The organism is Legionella taurinensis (assembly GCF_900452865.1).
GTDB lineage: Bacteria > Pseudomonadota > Gammaproteobacteria > Legionellales > Legionellaceae > Legionella_C > Legionella_C taurinensis.
The window spans coordinates 2,211,480-2,226,303 of sequence record NZ_UGOZ01000001.1; the positions used below are offsets into that span (position 1 = coordinate 2,211,480).

The following is a 14,824-nucleotide window of genomic DNA, read 5'->3' on the forward strand; positions in this document are numbered from 1 at the left end:
CTATTGAGGCGCGTTTAAATTAATCGTGGTGATTTGTTTCTTCCACTTCCCTGCAATTTGTGTTGTTTCTTCCAATTTCAATAATTCATTACTGATGCTGATGACTTTACCAAAGTTCTGTCCCATGTAATCACCGGGTTTAACCCGCACAATTTCGCCATCGGGTTTACTGATTAACCCCCAGACAGTCTCATTTTCTTTTAATACCCCAACAAATTTCAAGGAATCCAGCGGGTACTGCTCCAGAGGTTGCTTGGGACGGTTGGTGTTAGGAGCAAGCTTGTCCTCGTTCGTCATTTTGATTTCTTTCGGCTTAAATGGGCTGCGACGGCTATCCACTTCGGGATAGGTAAATTTGGGCAGCGGCGCAACCTGCGGAATGGGTTCAATGGGCCGGCCAGGCCTTGATTTGATTTCATTGATGTAACGCGTCAATTCCGAATCAGCCGATGACGTGCAGCCGGCCAAAACAGCAGCCAGGCTTAACAGAACGGCATTGTGCAATACGCTTCTTTTGACGGTCATAATGTCCTGTACCGGTATATTTTCGCTGTAATTTTCATTTCCAAAAGATCAGGATTCGTCACGGCTTTTGCGCCTGGCTGTTGTTTATTTTTATCAGAAAGATTCACAATTTCAAAATCATGCAGGGTGACAATACGGCTCATCTCGGCAATTCGGCTTAAAAACAGAGCCAGTTGATGATAATTGCCAACCACCGTAATATCGATAGGCAACTCCACGTAGAAATCATGAACCACCTCGGGTTGCGGTGCGAAAAGCTCAAACGTCAAACCGCTTGAAATACCGGTTTTGGAAATGTCTTCGAGCAGGCCGGGCATTTCGTTTTGTGCCGGCAATTGCTTAAGCATGTTGCCAAAACGCTCATTCATGATCTGAAGCTGGACACGATAAGCCTGCAGGTTCACCGCCTGTTGCTGTTTTTGCTCAAATTCGGTTTTCAGCGTGGCCTGCTGAGCGAGCAAGGCATCGTGCTGTTCAAAATTTGGCTTTACGATCACCCAGTACCCAATACCAATCAGAATGAGCGCGAGCAAACCCGCCATAAAATACTTCACTGGCGCCGGCCACTGGCCCACGTTATCAAACGTTAACTCATTGAGATTGAAATTGTTCATGGTTTTGGTTTAACCGCGTTCGTGGTTGTGGGCTGTAATTCCTGCTTCAAGTCAGGCTTTAAAATGAAACTTAACTTAAATTCGTTTTTATTATTAGCCTTGGTATCCATCTGCGCATTGGGATCGGCCGCCGCCGGATTGACTACCGTTTTTTTAATTTCCGTGAGCACAGGGTCTTTAATCCACGGATTGCGTTCAATGTTGCGCATCAGCATGGAGACATTGGTATTGGATTCGGAATACCCAAGCACGGTAATCCGATCCTCGCTGCGCTGAACCTGTGTTAGATAAACCCCATCCGGCACCACCTTAACCAATTCATCAAAAAGATGAACGGTGAGTGTGCGGGTAGCCTGCAGATTCTGGACAATGGTCATGCGTGAAATCAAGGCTTCCCGGATTTCCTTAAGTTTTTTAATTTCTTCAATCTGTTTATTGAGCGTATTAATTTCATCCTGAAGGCGCTGGTTACGCTGGGTTTCCCCATCCACCAGGCTTGTCGCATAGTAATTAAAGAGAAACACGGTCCCTGCGGCAAAAATCAGGGCGGCAAGCAGCATGGTGGTGAATTGTTTCTTTTCGTGTTCGCGTTTGATTTCCCGCCAGGGTAAGAGGTTTATTTCTGTCATGACATTACCCTACTGTTCTCAATGCAAGACCACAAGCTACCAGTAACGAAGGCGCCTGACTTATCACTTCGTCGCGATTCACGTATTTACCAAAATCCATTTCATGCAGCGGATCAGCCACGCTGGTCGGGATTCCGGTTTTTTCCTGCACAAGGCCCGCCAGATTAGGCAGTCTCGCCACACCGCCGGCCAAGATGATGTGATCGACAAAACCATGGTGACTGGTGGAGAAGAAAAACTGCAAGGTGCGTTTCACCTGCAGCAGAATCATCTCGATAAAGGGCTCAAGCACTTCTTCTTCATAATTCTCAGGCAGGTTATCCTCGGCTTTCATCAGCGCAGCCTGTTCAAAACTGACCTGGTACTGAGCAGCGATGGAATCAATCAATTGCTTACCGCCGAACTCTTCCTCACGGGTAAAAATGATTTTCATGCCGTGCAGGACAAACAGGTGGGTATATAAAGCGCCGATGTCAATGACGGCAACAATTTTATCCTGCCCCTGGGCCGGTAATTCTTTCGCAAGCAAATGCGCGGCGCGTTCCACAGCAAACGACTCCACGTCGACAATTTTAGCCTCAAGCCCGGCCCGGTTAACCGCATCGACACGGCTGCCGACATTCTCAGCGCGAGAGGCTACAATGAGGACATCGAGCATGGCAGAATTTTTAGGCGAATGCCCCAGTACTTCAAAATCAATATTGATTTCATCGATAGGATAAGGGATGTATTTGTCAGCTTCCATGACGATGAGTTCTTCGATCTCGGCATCGTTCAATCCATCGTTAATCTGAACGACCTTGCTGATAACGGCTGAATCAGGAACCGCCACCACGGCGTGTTTTCCGGATAAATGGGCTTTGGATAAAACGCGCTTGATGCACATGGCCACCGCGTCAACGTCTTTGACCGTGTTGCCTTCGATGGCATTGGCGGGCAGCGGCTCAGCGCCATAGCCTTCGATGCGGTATTTATTATCAGCGCTGGAAATTTCCAATACTTTGACAGAGGAAGAAGTAATATCAATCCCGATGATTGAGCGGCTTTTAGGTTTAAACGGGTTGAGCACGTATTCTTTCTCCCTGCGCTGAAGTACTTAATATCTAAACCTATAACGGGTATCCAAACCGATGACGCTTGTTTCATGTTAACGTAAGCGTTTAAAAAATGGAATATTTTGCTTTTTTTTCAGTGGATTCTACCTTATGGATGACATCTAACCATCAGGTTGATTAAATTATTTTCTTATTCAAGTCGTCTGTTGCTGAACAAGGTTGTTAACCACCAACAAGCAAACGAGTTAACATTCTTCATAATAAAACCATTTAACTTTTCTATTAATCTATCTGTATAACCCTTGCCCTCATGCCAGCAATTAAATATAGTGAAAGACCGCCGGCAATTTTTTCCGGATTATCTGCAAAAAGGAGTTTCGTATGTCTCGTTTACAAGAATTAATCAACACCGTGGCTCAAATCATCATTAACTATTATGAGGAAACTCAATCACAGAATATTGACGTTCCACTTGAGCTGCTTTATGCCAAACCTCACGATGAATTCATGAGTGAGCTGGATAAAATCATTCAAAAGGCCACATCGAATGGCTATCACGATAGACAGTCCCTGCTACAATATGCGCGCCAGGTTGTCAATGACCTCCGTCCGCTGGTTGAAAAAGGAACACCTTTATCCACGGAAGAAGAGCTCCTGGTCAAAAACACCCTGAAGTCGTTCGTGGCCGATTGCGGTTTGCTGCTGAAAACGGATCAGGGAAAAAAACTCTCCATTCTCTATGGCAACGACACCTGGGAAATGAAAGGTTGTATACGTGGCGTGATGGGCCGTTACAACTATGCAGTCAGTGGTACGGTACTGAACGAGCTTCTGTTCTCCTCGCCAAAATCCAAATTCCAGTTTCCCTTGTTTCCCTCCCCAATCCAGGACAAAACCACATTAAGCGAAATCGAGTCGATGATTACAATATTCATCAACCAGCATCAGAATCCTCTCAAGAAACACGCGGAACTGAAAAAGGAAAATGAACGTCTGAAAAAACAATGTGAAGAACTCGAGTCTTCCAGCAGAAAGGCAGAGGAGTCTGCAGCCGCCCGATACGACCTGCTTTTTAAACGCCATCAGGACCTGCAGAAACAATTTGAGCAGCAGGAAACAGCCAGCCAACAACGAGAAGCGGAATTAACGCACACGATCCAAACGCTTGAACTGGATTTAACCAAATCCAGCACTGCCTACTTGCAGTTGGAACAACAACACCAGATTCTTAAAAAACACTTGGACGACCAGCAGGCCAGCACGGACCAGGAGCTTGGTAAATTAAGAATGGCGCTTGCGGCGAAAAGCGAAGAGAGCGAGGGATCGCTGACTACTGAAATTGCATCGCTTAAAGAATTGCTGAAACAGAAAACAGAAGCCCATCAATTACTGGAGGCGGAAGTCTCAAAATTACGGGAAGAAAACAGTACGGCCAGGTATTTAAATCCCAAAAACCCAATCGCTGACCTGATGATGCGTCAGCCACAATACCGCTATGGCGGGTTGCTTTTCGGGAGATACCCCTCCTCCTCTCCCAGTATTCTGCCGGAACAAAGCAAAGAAGCATCGCCTTCGTTAAATCCCCTGAGTGAATAATGCGCTTCCCCCGGTCTCTCCCTCTGTGCCCTGGGAGAGGCTGCCTTGCCGGTTAAAATTCGCAATATTCTGCAAAATAGCGGTATAATCGCAACCTTGTTACTTTTAAAGATGAATCTCAGTCAGTATGAAAAAGCCAGCCTATTTTTGGCGTAAAGGCCTTTGGGCATTATGCAGCCTTTTCTTTTTATTGGTTATTGGCGTCAGCTTTCTTTATATCTACCTTGAAAGCCAGTTGCCCGATATTGATTTTTTAAAAACCGTGCAATTGCAGGTGCCTTTGCGTATTTATACGCAGGAAGGCCTGTTAATTCAAGAATACGGTGAAAAAAGACGCATCCCCTTAACCTATGACGAGATTCCCAAAACCCTGGTGTATGCCCTGCTCGCCACAGAAGATCAGCGTTTCTTTGAACACCCGGGCGTTGATATTTTTGGCTTGGGCCGTGCAACCTTGCGCATGATTAAGACCGGTACCAAATCCCAGGGCGGTAGTACCATCACCATGCAGGTGGCGCGTAACTTCCTCTTAAGCCGTAAAAAAACCTTTCTGCGCAAATTCAATGAAATCCTGCTCGCCATTAAAATTGATCGCGAACTGAGCAAAGAAAAAATTCTCGAGTTGTATCTTAATAAAATTTACCTTGGCAACCGCGCTTACGGCGTAGGCGCTGCCGCGATTATCTATTATGGCAAGCCATTAAAGGAATTGAACCTCGCGGAACTGGCCATGATTGCCGGATTACCGCAGGCGCCGTCCACCCAAAATCCCATTGTCAATCCTGTGGCCGCCAAAAAGCGCCGCGACCATGTGCTTGAACGGCTTTTGGAAGAAAAATACATCACCAAAGCCCAATACGATGAGGCGGTTAAACAGCCGGTCACGGCACGCTATCACGGCACCAATATCCAGGTGAAAGCGCCTTATGTGGCGGAAATGATCCGTCAATCGCTTTATGAGCATTTTGGCGAAAAAGCCTATACCAAAGGGTACAAAGTCTATACCACCATCAAAGGCCCTCTGCAGCTCACAGCCAATGAGGTCATCGAAAATCATCTGATTGCTTACGATCACCGTCATGGCTACCGCGGCCCGGTCACTCATTTTGACGCCATTCAGGGGAAATCGCCCGATGAACTGCGCAAACTCCTCAGCAAATACCCGACGGTAAACCACCTTGAGCCGGCACTCATCGTCGCTGTGGCCAACCGACAGGCGCAGGCCATTTCCCGTCAGGGAGAGGAATTGACCATTCCCTGGGAGGGTCTCTCCTGGGCAAGGCCTGCCTTGCGCAAGGGGTGGGTTGGTAAAGCGCCGGCTAACGCCAGTCAGGTGGTTCATGTCGGCGATGTCGTCTATGTCCGAAACAAGGATAACCAATGGTCTTTAACCCAGATTCCGGAAGCGGAAGGGGCGTTAGTGGCCATGAATCCTAAAAATGGTGCCTTGGAAGCATTAGTCGGCGGATTTAATTTTGAAAAGAGCAAATTTAATCGCGCCACCCAATCCAGTCGCCAACCGGGCTCAAGCTTTAAACCCTTCATTTATGCCGCCGCATTGAATAAAGGGTATACCTTGGCCACTTTGGTCAATGATGCTCCGATCGTGGTGGATGATCCCAGCCAACCCACCATGTGGCGTCCACACAACGACAACCAGACCTTTGGCGGCCCCACCCGCCTGAAAGAAGCCTTGGTCCGCTCACGCAACCTGGTGTCCATTCGCGTGCTCGATGATTTGGGTTTGGATTATGCCATTGATTTCGCCACTCATTTTGGCTTCCATAAAGAAAACCTGCCGCGCGCCCTGTCGCTGGCGCTGGGCACTTTAACCGTAAGCCCCATTGATTTAACCGCTGCCTACGCGGTCTTTGCCAATGGCGGTTATAAAATTGAACCTTACATCATTGATCACATTACCGACAACGACGGCAAAGTGTTATTGCAGCAGAAGCCGGCCATCGCCTGTGAAGCCTGTGACCCTGAACAAGTGGATGCCTCCTCACGGGCACCGCGGGTCATTCCAGCCGATGTCGCCTTTTTAATGACGACTGCCATGAAAGACGTCGTGCAGCACGGCACGGCCCACGCTGCGCGCGCTCTTAACCGTCAGGACATCGCTGGCAAAACCGGGACGACCAACGATCAGGTCGATGCCTGGTTTGCCGGATTTAATCCGGATTTAGTGGTCGTCACCTGGGTAGGTTACGACAACCCCCGTTCCCTGCATGAATATGCTGCCAATCTGGCCTTACCCATGTGGATTGATTTCATGAAAGTGGCTTTGCACAAACAGCCGGAACACGAATTCACCAAACCGGACAATATCGTCGCGGTACGCATCGATCCCGCCACCGGCCTGCTGGCCCGAAGCAATCAGGACAACGCCATCACTGAATATTTTCGGGAAGAAGACATCCCTGCCGATGATGCGCCGGGAGCTCAGGAATACTCCACCCCCACAACGCAGGATAGCCAGCAGAATCAGGACGATTTGTTTTAACCCTACCGCCCCCTCTCCACTGCGGGAGGGGCGCGCTTCACTCTGTCAAAGTAAATTAATATTCTGTTAATCATTCTGAGTTAAAATAGTTCAGAACTGAAAAACAAAAGATCCTTATGTTTAACGCTTTATACCATCATTTTTTAGCTAAACAACAGCAATTTAATAGTGACTACCAAAACGCAACGCTGGAAGAGGTAGGCAAGGCCACTAAGGGCATATTAGCCTCACAAAATGCAGAAACATTAAACCAATTTCATTATGATGAGGCAAAACAGCGCGAGCATCAAATCGTCAGGCTGCTTTTAAATGATTTATACTGCAGAAAAATGCCGCCTGCTGAGAATGAAGTCGATTTAGAGAAATGGGAAGGATTAGAACAAGATTACACCTACCTGGAAGAACGATTGCTCAGTACGCAGGTCTATTTCGTAGGCAGGGAAGACCAGAAGGATGACGACTACCTCGAGGTTGTGGAAGACGAGGTTAAGAACCTGGATGATTATATCCGAAAAACCGGGCTGGAAGGCGATATAGAACCATTTATTGCTGAGGATCCCACACGCGGGGAGATGGGGGATTTCCTCAGGCTCATGGCAGCGGTTAAACAAAACCACCTTAGCGCCGCATTAGTCCACTCTAACTATCGCGTGGGTCATTTAGAGAGGACTTACGCAACACTCACAGAACAATTTGAGCTGAAACATGGTCAATTAGCCCATCTGATGAGTCAATACGACGAACTCAAAACTCAACGTGAAAATCTGGAAAAATCCAATACCTGGGTTTATAAGTGGGGCATTCAGGCTGCCTGTCAGCAAGCGAACCGCTTTCAACGATTGGTTTTATGGGCTTTCAACTTTTTTACTTCCGAACCCATTCAGGATAGCGCGCGTAGACTCCAGGGCGAGATCGGAAAAGCTTATACTGATACAACAGAAGTTTCCAAAAAAATATCGAGCTTGGGAAGTGAGGTTAATAAGCTCAATCAACGGTGCAAGGAAAAAGGCGACGATCTTAACCATGCTAAAAAAAGACAGGTGGAGATTGCAAAAATAATAACCCCAACCGGTGAAGCCGGTGCAATGTTAGAAGAAACAATTCCGGAGCGGCCAGATGACACCCTGAGTTCATTTAGAATTTGACTGGTTTGATTGCCTCCCTGCGGCACACTGTTTTCGAGTGACACAGGGAGGGATTTAAAGGTTAAACGGCCAACGCATCAGTTGCTGTCACGTATTCATAGCCCAAATCACGAGCCACGGCGTCATAGGTAATCATGCCTTTATGGACATTCAAGCCATTGAGTAAATGCCCATCGCTTAACAACGCCAGTTTGACCCCTTTCGTAACCAGACTCAAAACAAACGGCAATGTGGCATTATTTAAAGCGAAGGTCGACGTTCTCGGCACGGCACCGGGCATATTCGCTACGCAATAGTGCACGATGTCGTCCACGACATAGGTCGGTTCCTGATGGGTAGTCGGACGGCTGGTTTCAAAACACCCGCCCTGATCGATTGCCACATCAACCACCACCGAACCCGGACGCATGGCTTTAAGCATGGCGCGAGTCACAAGCTTTGGAGCCGCCGCACCGGGAACCAGCACGGCACCGATGACCAGATCCGCCGCTGTCACGTATTCTTCCAAGGCCCCGACGGTCGCATAAATGGTATTTAATTTGGCGCCAAATTGAAAATCCAGCTCCCTTAATCGGGTCAGGGATTTATCCAATACGGTAACCCGTGCTTCCATACCCATGGCCATTCGCGCCGCGTTAGTGCCGACGACACCACCGCCGATCACCACGACATTGGCCGGTGCTACCCCGGGGACGCCGCCGAGTAAAACCCCACTGCCGCCCTGGGCCATCTCCAGACAGTGCGCTCCGGCCTGGATAGACATTCGGCCAGCCACTTGTGACATGGGGGTCAGCAGCGGCAAACCGCCGTCATTCTGTGTTACGGTTTCATAAGCAATAGCGGTCACACCCGATTCTTTAAGAAGACGGGTCTGTTGCGGGTCAGGCGCCAAATGCAAATACGTGAACAACGTTTGCCCTTCACGCAGACGATGACACTCAATCGGCTGAGGCTCCTTGACTTTTACTATCAATTCTGCCCGTTCAAACACCTCATCGGCGGTATCGGCGAGTTGAGCACCGGCAGCAACGTATTGCTCATCCTTGATCCCAATGCCATTCCCAGCACCTTTTTCAACCAGAACCGAGCCGCCGGCGCGAATAATTTCCTTCACACTTCCCGGTACAAGGCCCACCCGGTTCTCTTGTGGTTTAATTTCCTTTGGAACACCAACCAACATACTTAATTCCCCTTATACTGCTTTAATTGTTCGATCAACTGGGGGACTATTTCAAACAAATCACCCACTAAACCGTAATTGGCGATTTGGAAAATGGGAGCATCCTCATCCTTGTTAATCGCCACGATCACTTTTGAATCTTTCATTCCGGCCAGATGTTGTACCGCGCCTGAAATACCAACGGCAATGTAAAGACCCGGCGCCACCACTTTTCCTGTTTGACCCACCTGGTAATCATTGGGAACAAAACCGGCATCAACAGCCGCGCGGGAGGCACCCACGGCAGCCCCGAGCACATCCGCCAGTTCCTCAATCAATTTGAATTTTTCAGCACTCTGCAAGCCGCGTCCGCCCGACACCACAATTTTGGCGCTTCCAAGATCGGGACGCTCGGACTGACTCAGTTCATGACGAATAAATCGGGTCTTTGTATCAACCGGGACAGCGTCAATCTGTTCAATGCAGCAAGGGCTTTGTTCAGAGAAAACCGGATCAAAAGCCGTGCTTCGAATAGTCATGATTTTAATGGGATCAAGCACCTTGACGGTCTCAATCGCATTGCCGGCGTACACGGGGTGTTCAAAGGTATCCTGGCTGACTATTTTGCTGACATCTGAAATTTGAACCATGTCCAGCGTGGCAGCAATACGCGGCAGCAGGTTTTTACCAAACGTCGAAGACGGCGCCAGAATGGCATTGAATGAACTCGCATTACTGACGATGAGCGGTGTTAAATTCTCAGCAAGAGCCTGCTGGTATTGTTCATGATCAATCCACCAGACGCTGTGCACACCGCTTAAACTGGCCGCCTGTTCAGCGACTGCTCTACAATCCTTACCTGCCACCAGCAGGGTAACATCGTCCCCCAACTCCTTCGCGGCCGCCAAGGTATTGCGGCTGGCAGGATGCAGGGTGCGATTGTCATGTTCGACTATAACTAAAGTGCTCATGCGTTCTCCTTATTAAAGCACTTTGGCTTCGTGTTGTAATTTGTTAATCAGTTCAGCCACTGACTCCACTTTAACTCCGCCAGAACGGCTGGACGGGGCTTTGACGGAAATGATTTCAACATGAGGTTTTAATGACAGGCCCAGCGAGTTTATGTCCACGCTCTCCAGCGGTTTCTTCTTCGCTTTCATGATATTGGGCAGGCTGGCATAGCGCGGTTCGTTCAAGCGCAAATCCGTGCTGACCACCGCCGGCAGAGGCATGGCCAGGGTTTCAAGACCGCCGTCAATTTCACGGGTAACCTGGATGGTATTGCCTTCGATTGTCAATGCCGAGGCATAGGTGGCCTGCGGCCAATCCAGTAAGGCGGCGAGCATTTGCGGGGTTTGATTGTTGTCGCCGTCGATCGATTGTTTACCCATCAGAATTAATTGTGGCGCCTCTTTTTCGCTGATTTTTTGCAGTATCCTCGCGACATCGAGACTGGTATGAGCCGTCTCGCTTTGAACATGGATGGCTCTGTCAGCGCCTAAGGCCAGGGCATGCCGTAAGGTTTCCTGACAGGCTACCGGTCCAATGGAAACGACAATCACCTCGCCCGCCAGTCCTTTTTCTTTTAAGCGGATGGCTTCTTCAACTGCAATTTCATCAAACGGATTCATTGCCATTTTAATATTCTGGGTTTCAACGCCAGTCTGATCCGCCTTAACCCTGATTTTGACATAAGGGTCTATGACGCGCTTCACTGCCACTAGAATTTTCATAGTGTTCCTCACTGGATTTTAAATTTAGTCTGCATCTTGCCAGATGTCGCTAAAGAAAAACAAGGCGTATCCCTTGTTTCACCCTACCCATCTCAAGCTGATTTCTCATCTTGTTCCACAACCAAGCGTTTGTAAATAATGGCGAAAGGATTCACCGATTTCAGGGTGTTTCAATCCCAGTTCCACCGTGGCCTGAATGTAACCCAATTTGGAACCGCAGTCGTAACGGCGGCCGCGGAATTGAAAAACCGATACGGATTCACGCGACAAAAGACGCTGAATGGCATCCGTTAACTGGATTTCACCTCGATGATCCGGTTTCGTCTCTTTCAGGCAGGAAAAAATGCCCGGGGTAAAAACATAACGGCCGACCGCGGCGAGATTCGAGGTAGCCGCTTCCCGTTGAGGTTTTTCGATGATGGCCTTGATCTGGGAATAATCGGCCTCGCGATTATCGACTTCAACCACGCCATACTGATGCACGTCCTCCCAGGGGACAGGCTGTACTGCCAGCAGGGAATGATTTGCCGAGTCGAAATACTCGGTCATGGCCGCTAAACAGGGAAGCCTGGCATCGTCAATCAGATCATCGGCCAACAGAACTGCGAAAGGTTCATTGCCCACCACGTGCTCAGCGCATAACACCGCATGCCCCAATCCCAGGGGTTGATTTTGCCGGACATAGGTAAAATGAATGCCCTCCGGCGACACATTTTTCACCAGCGACAACAAATGGTCCCGTCCCTGCTCCTGCAGGCGGCTTTCCAGTTCGAATTGATTGTCAAAATGATCTTCAATGGACCGTTTTCCCGCACTGGTAATAAAAATCATGTGGGTAATTCCGGCCCGAACGGCTTCCTCCACCGCATATTGAATCAGGGGCTTATCCACAATGGGCAACATTTCTTTGGGGTTAGCCTTGGTAGCGGGGAGAAAACGTGATCCCAGACCCGCGACCGGAAATACCGCTTTAGTAATTTGCATACACACACTCCTTGCGAGACTGGATTAAACGATTTCTTCGTGAACACTGGCTTCTTCTGGTGCATTCTGACGAAGGGGTTGATTGACCTCCGGACGGCCAACGGAATAATAAAGCAAACCCGCCTGGGTTGCTGCCTCTAAACAGTAACAGTTGCGGCCATCAAAAACCGGTGCTGTGCCCAGCTGCTTTTGTAATTCAACCAGGGGATAATGCTTAAACTCTGGCCACTCGGTAATAATGGCTAAGGCATGGAGCTTGTGCTGCAGCACGTCCCGTGCGCTGCTTAGCCAGGTAATTGCGGCCTCCCCTTTGAACAGTTCTCGAGCAGGGTTCATGGCGGCCGGATCATAAACAAACACATTGGCTTTTGCGTCAAGCAACGCCTTAAGAATAACCAGACTGCTGGCTTCCCGCAAATCATCCGTCCCCGGTTTAAAGGCTAAACCCCATAGGCCAATGTTCAATCCAGCCAGTTTTTCATTAAAAAAGGTAGACAACTGCCTAACCAGCCATTGCTTTTGCTGGTGGTTAACCCGTTCCACTGCATCGAGCAATCGCGTTTCAAGCCCCGCAAGTCTCGCACTATGGCTTAAAGCCTTCACATCCTTGGGGAAACAGGAACCGCCATAGCCAATACCAGGCTGGAGAAAATGAGGTCCAATGCGATGATCAAGTGCCATGCCTTCGCGTACCTCGTCGATGTTGGCGCCCGTCTGTTGCGCCAGCTGACTGATGTAATTGATAAAACTGATTTTGGTCGCAAGCAACGCATTGGCCGCGTATTTGGTTAACTCGGCTGAACGCTGGCTCATGGTCAGCAGCGGAATGCCTTTTTGAACCAGCGGTTCATAAAAACGGGTCAGGGTGTCAAGCGCCGCACGGTTGCCGCCTATCACAATACGATCAGCGTTTAAAAAATCATAAACCGCGGAGCCCTCTCGTAAAAACTCAGGATTGGAAGCCAGATGAATACGCTGGTTTTTTTTCTGTTCCTGCAACTGCCGATGCACATGCGCGGCAAGCAAATCCCCCGTACCCACGGGAACCGTGGATTTGATGACCAGGACCCCATCGGTTGCGGCATGCTTGACCACCTGGGAAGCAACATCGTACACCTGCGACAGATCCGCACTGCCATCCTCCCGACCGGGGGTACCCACGGCGATAATATGCAGAGACGCTGAAGGCACCGCTTCGCTTAAATTGCTGGTAAAGACTAAGCGGTTAGCGTGGATCTGCTCCTTGAGCATCGCAGGCAACCCCTCTTCATGGAGGGGGCACTGCCCGTCAAGCAGCGCAGCAATCCGCGCCTCGTCAACATCGACACAAACCACCCGATGCCCCATGTGTGCAAAACAAGCCGCTGACACCAACCCCACATAACCCGCGCCATAGACAACAACGTTCATAACGTCTCTCAAATCAATTAGTAGTAATAAAAATCAAGGGCCCTCGCTACATAGCATACAGGGTATCGAGATCGTGCTCATCCTCTTCCTTGTCCACTTCTGTTTTGGGCTGATCTTCTATCATGAGAAGCGGAGTGACTTCAAGGGGCAAGGGTTGAGCCGACAATTGTCTGGCCAGTTGAAGCGCCATTGCAAGTGCTTTAGCGGATTGGCTGGATTCAACACGGAACAAAGGATGATTCGCCACTTTTTTTAAATGGCTTTCTATTTTTTCAAATTTTTCGGTGGAGGCCAGTGCCTTATCCAAATGCTGTAATTCAGTGACGGCCTCTGCCAATACTTTACTTTTAGCGTCACCCATCCGCCAGGTGCTAAAGTATTGCTGCTTTTGTTTTCGTTTATATTCTTCTAAAGGCAGAGCGACAAGCTTTCCTTCCAGCGTAGAAAACTCCGCGCCGCCCAACAGATGCTGCGGCCCAAGCCCTGACTGCTGACCGGACGAAGACGGCACTGTCAGTTGACCTGGCTGCGACCAGACATCCTCCTTCGCTACCGGCGTGCTTTTTTCCTCAGTTTTTTCTTTCATCCCCGGTTTTTCTTCAATGGCGGGAACCAAGTAACGGTACAGGGCGCCGCCCAATCCCGCGCTGAGATACCGGATGTGATGCATGGCTGTGTAATTTAAACTAACCAGGCTGCCCAATAACGCCAGTACCGCATTTTCAAGACTAACACCGAAGGATTTCATCTGTTTTCCCAGCATCTGCCAACGCGTGCTGTTGGATCGCTCAAGCCATTGGCCACCTGAGGAAATTAAATAAATCGACGCGTACAGTAAAGCCAGTTCCTTCACATAAAATCCGACACAAATACCGCCGCTGATGTAGGGTAAACTGTGTAATAAACCCTTAATCCAAAGAGGGTTTTTAGATGAAACCGTGGCATGATAACCCCGGGCTGATTCAAGCACATCAATAATACTTTGCATCAAGGCCCGCTGTGTCCGTGTGGTCGCACGCTCCTTATCCTCTTTGAGTTGGGTGAGTAATTCGTCCATGTTTGACACATGGGCAAAATAATCGCCTTTCTTTTCCTGTTTCATGTTGATTAACTGTTCGCGGACATACCCAACCAGCTTAAACGCGCCCCCGTCATTTTCGGGAGTGCTTAAGACCGCATTCAACCATTTCTTTTCAGCCGTCTCATTAACCAGTTTATCGGTATGAAACCAACGGGCTAAGGTTTTATAATGCTTGTTGATGGATGTGGGAGCAAACCCATCCTGAGTCAGGTACTGGGAAAACAAGGCAATGGCCTGGGCTTCAACCTCCTGCAGGGAGAGGTTTGGTTTGGAACGATAAGCAGTAGTGTCGTAATCAGCGAAGTTTTTCACCAGAGCGTTTAATTCATCATCAAAATTTTTCATTGACGCAGTCCCTTACTTATCGCATGCCAAAAAAATTGTTACCAT

At 48.9% G+C, this 14,824-nt stretch carries 13 protein-coding genes; 3 read left to right on the forward strand and 10 right to left on the reverse strand.

The features are described from left to right. Genes DYE45_RS10120 through DYE45_RS10135 form a run of 4 tightly spaced genes read right to left on the reverse strand, consistent with a single transcriptional unit; the run spans position 1 to position 2,837 of the window. Positions 1 to 525, reverse strand: a complete 525-nt coding sequence (locus DYE45_RS10120) for a pilus assembly protein PilP (RefSeq protein WP_108290247.1) — start codon at positions 523 to 525, stop codon at positions 1 to 3. Further along, a complete protein-coding gene (locus DYE45_RS10125) occupies positions 522 to 1,139 on the reverse strand; it encodes a type IV pilus inner membrane component PilO (RefSeq protein ID WP_108290249.1) in 618 nt (205 codons plus the stop codon). Before DYE45_RS10125 ends, DYE45_RS10120 begins: the two co-directional genes overlap by 4 nt. Continuing rightward, a complete protein-coding gene (locus tag DYE45_RS10130) occupies positions 1,136 to 1,768 on the reverse strand; it encodes a PilN domain-containing protein (RefSeq protein ID WP_108290251.1) in 633 nt (210 codons plus the stop codon). The genes DYE45_RS10125 and DYE45_RS10130 overlap by 4 nt, the downstream gene beginning before the upstream one ends. Positions 1,769 to 1,772: 4 nt before the next feature. Further along, positions 1,773 to 2,837 carry a pilus assembly protein PilM gene (locus DYE45_RS10135; RefSeq protein ID WP_108290253.1) on the reverse strand — a complete coding sequence of 355 codons (1,065 nt, stop codon included), beginning with the start codon at positions 2,835 to 2,837 and terminating at the stop codon, positions 1,773 to 1,775. Between the two features lie 367 nt (positions 2,838 to 3,204). Between DYE45_RS10135 and DYE45_RS10140 the strand changes: the two genes are divergently transcribed. The 3 genes from DYE45_RS10140 (at position 3,205) to DYE45_RS10150 (ending at position 8,067) form a co-directional block, all read left to right on the forward strand. Next, entirely contained in the window at positions 3,205 to 4,419 is a 1,215-nt protein-coding gene (locus tag DYE45_RS10140) for a hypothetical protein (RefSeq protein WP_108290255.1), read from the forward strand. Between the two features lie 127 nt (positions 4,420 to 4,546). Beyond that, the gene (locus tag DYE45_RS10145; RefSeq protein ID WP_108290257.1) at positions 4,547 to 6,922 is read left to right on the forward strand and encodes a penicillin-binding protein 1A; all 2,376 of its coding nucleotides are present in this window, start codon (positions 4,547 to 4,549) and stop codon (positions 6,920 to 6,922) included. Positions 6,923 to 7,038: 116 nt separating this feature from the next. After that, positions 7,039 to 8,067, forward strand: coding sequence for a hypothetical protein (locus tag DYE45_RS10150; RefSeq protein ID WP_108290259.1), 1,029 nt, complete (start codon positions 7,039 to 7,041; stop codon positions 8,065 to 8,067). A 61-nt stretch (positions 8,068 to 8,128) separates the two neighbouring features. On the opposite strand, the gene ald is transcribed toward DYE45_RS10150, so the two are convergent. The 6 genes from ald to DYE45_RS10180 all read right to left on the reverse strand — a co-directional run bounded on the left by ald (position 8,129) and on the right by DYE45_RS10180 (position 14,779). Then, positions 8,129 to 9,247: an alanine dehydrogenase gene (gene ald / locus DYE45_RS10155; RefSeq protein WP_108290261.1), complete on the reverse strand. Its 1,119-nt coding sequence runs from the start codon at positions 9,245 to 9,247 to the stop codon at positions 8,129 to 8,131. A 2-nt stretch (positions 9,248 to 9,249) separates the two neighbouring features. Continuing rightward, complete coding sequence (locus DYE45_RS10160) at positions 9,250 to 10,197, reverse strand: electron transfer flavoprotein subunit alpha/FixB family protein (RefSeq protein ID WP_115300875.1); 948 nt, start codon at positions 10,195 to 10,197, stop codon at positions 9,250 to 9,252. Between the two features lie 12 nt (positions 10,198 to 10,209). Next, a complete protein-coding gene (locus DYE45_RS10165; protein WP_108290265.1) occupies positions 10,210 to 10,959 on the reverse strand; it encodes an electron transfer flavoprotein subunit beta/FixA family protein in 750 nt (249 codons plus the stop codon). 105 nt (positions 10,960 to 11,064) lie between these two features. Further along, positions 11,065 to 11,943, reverse strand: coding sequence for a UTP--glucose-1-phosphate uridylyltransferase GalU (galU, locus tag DYE45_RS10170; protein ID WP_108290267.1), 879 nt, complete (start codon positions 11,941 to 11,943; stop codon positions 11,065 to 11,067). 24 nt (positions 11,944 to 11,967) lie between these two features. After that, entirely contained in the window at positions 11,968 to 13,353 is a 1,386-nt protein-coding gene (locus DYE45_RS10175; protein ID WP_115300876.1) for a UDP-glucose dehydrogenase family protein, read from the reverse strand. A gap of 46 nt (positions 13,354 to 13,399) precedes the next feature. Further along, positions 13,400 to 14,779 carry a hypothetical protein gene (locus DYE45_RS10180; RefSeq protein WP_115300877.1) on the reverse strand — a complete coding sequence of 460 codons (1,380 nt, stop codon included), beginning with the start codon at positions 14,777 to 14,779 and terminating at the stop codon, positions 13,400 to 13,402. Between the last annotated feature and the right edge of the window lie 45 nt (positions 14,780 to 14,824).

Coding starts and splice junctions, on each gene's coding strand:
- DYE45_RS10130 (WP_108290251.1), bottom strand. CDS start 1,768: ATGACAGAAATAAACCTCTTACCCTGGCGGGAAATCAAACGCGAACAC.
- DYE45_RS10175 (WP_115300876.1), bottom strand. CDS start 13,353: ATGAACGTTGTTGTCTATGGCGCGGGTTATGTGGGGTTGGTGTCAGCG.
- DYE45_RS10125 (WP_108290249.1), bottom strand. CDS start 1,139: ATGAACAATTTCAATCTCAATGAGTTAACGTTTGATAACGTGGGCCAG.
- DYE45_RS10150 (WP_108290259.1), top strand. CDS start 7,039: ATGTTTAACGCTTTATACCATCATTTTTTAGCTAAACAACAGCAATTT.
- DYE45_RS10160 (WP_115300875.1), bottom strand. CDS start 10,197: ATGAGCACTTTAGTTATAGTCGAACATGACAATCGCACCCTGCATCCT.
- ald (WP_108290261.1), bottom strand. CDS start 9,247: ATGTTGGTTGGTGTTCCAAAGGAAATTAAACCACAAGAGAACCGGGTG.
- DYE45_RS10180 (WP_115300877.1), bottom strand. CDS start 14,779: ATGAAAAATTTTGATGATGAATTAAACGCTCTGGTGAAAAACTTCGCT.
- DYE45_RS10145 (WP_108290257.1), top strand. CDS start 4,547: ATGAAAAAGCCAGCCTATTTTTGGCGTAAAGGCCTTTGGGCATTATGC.
- galU (WP_108290267.1), bottom strand. CDS start 11,943: ATGCAAATTACTAAAGCGGTATTTCCGGTCGCGGGTCTGGGATCACGT.
- DYE45_RS10165 (WP_108290265.1), bottom strand. CDS start 10,959: ATGAAAATTCTAGTGGCAGTGAAGCGCGTCATAGACCCTTATGTCAAA.
- DYE45_RS10140 (WP_108290255.1), top strand. CDS start 3,205: ATGTCTCGTTTACAAGAATTAATCAACACCGTGGCTCAAATCATCATT.
- DYE45_RS10120 (WP_108290247.1), bottom strand. CDS start 525: ATGACCGTCAAAAGAAGCGTATTGCACAATGCCGTTCTGTTAAGCCTG.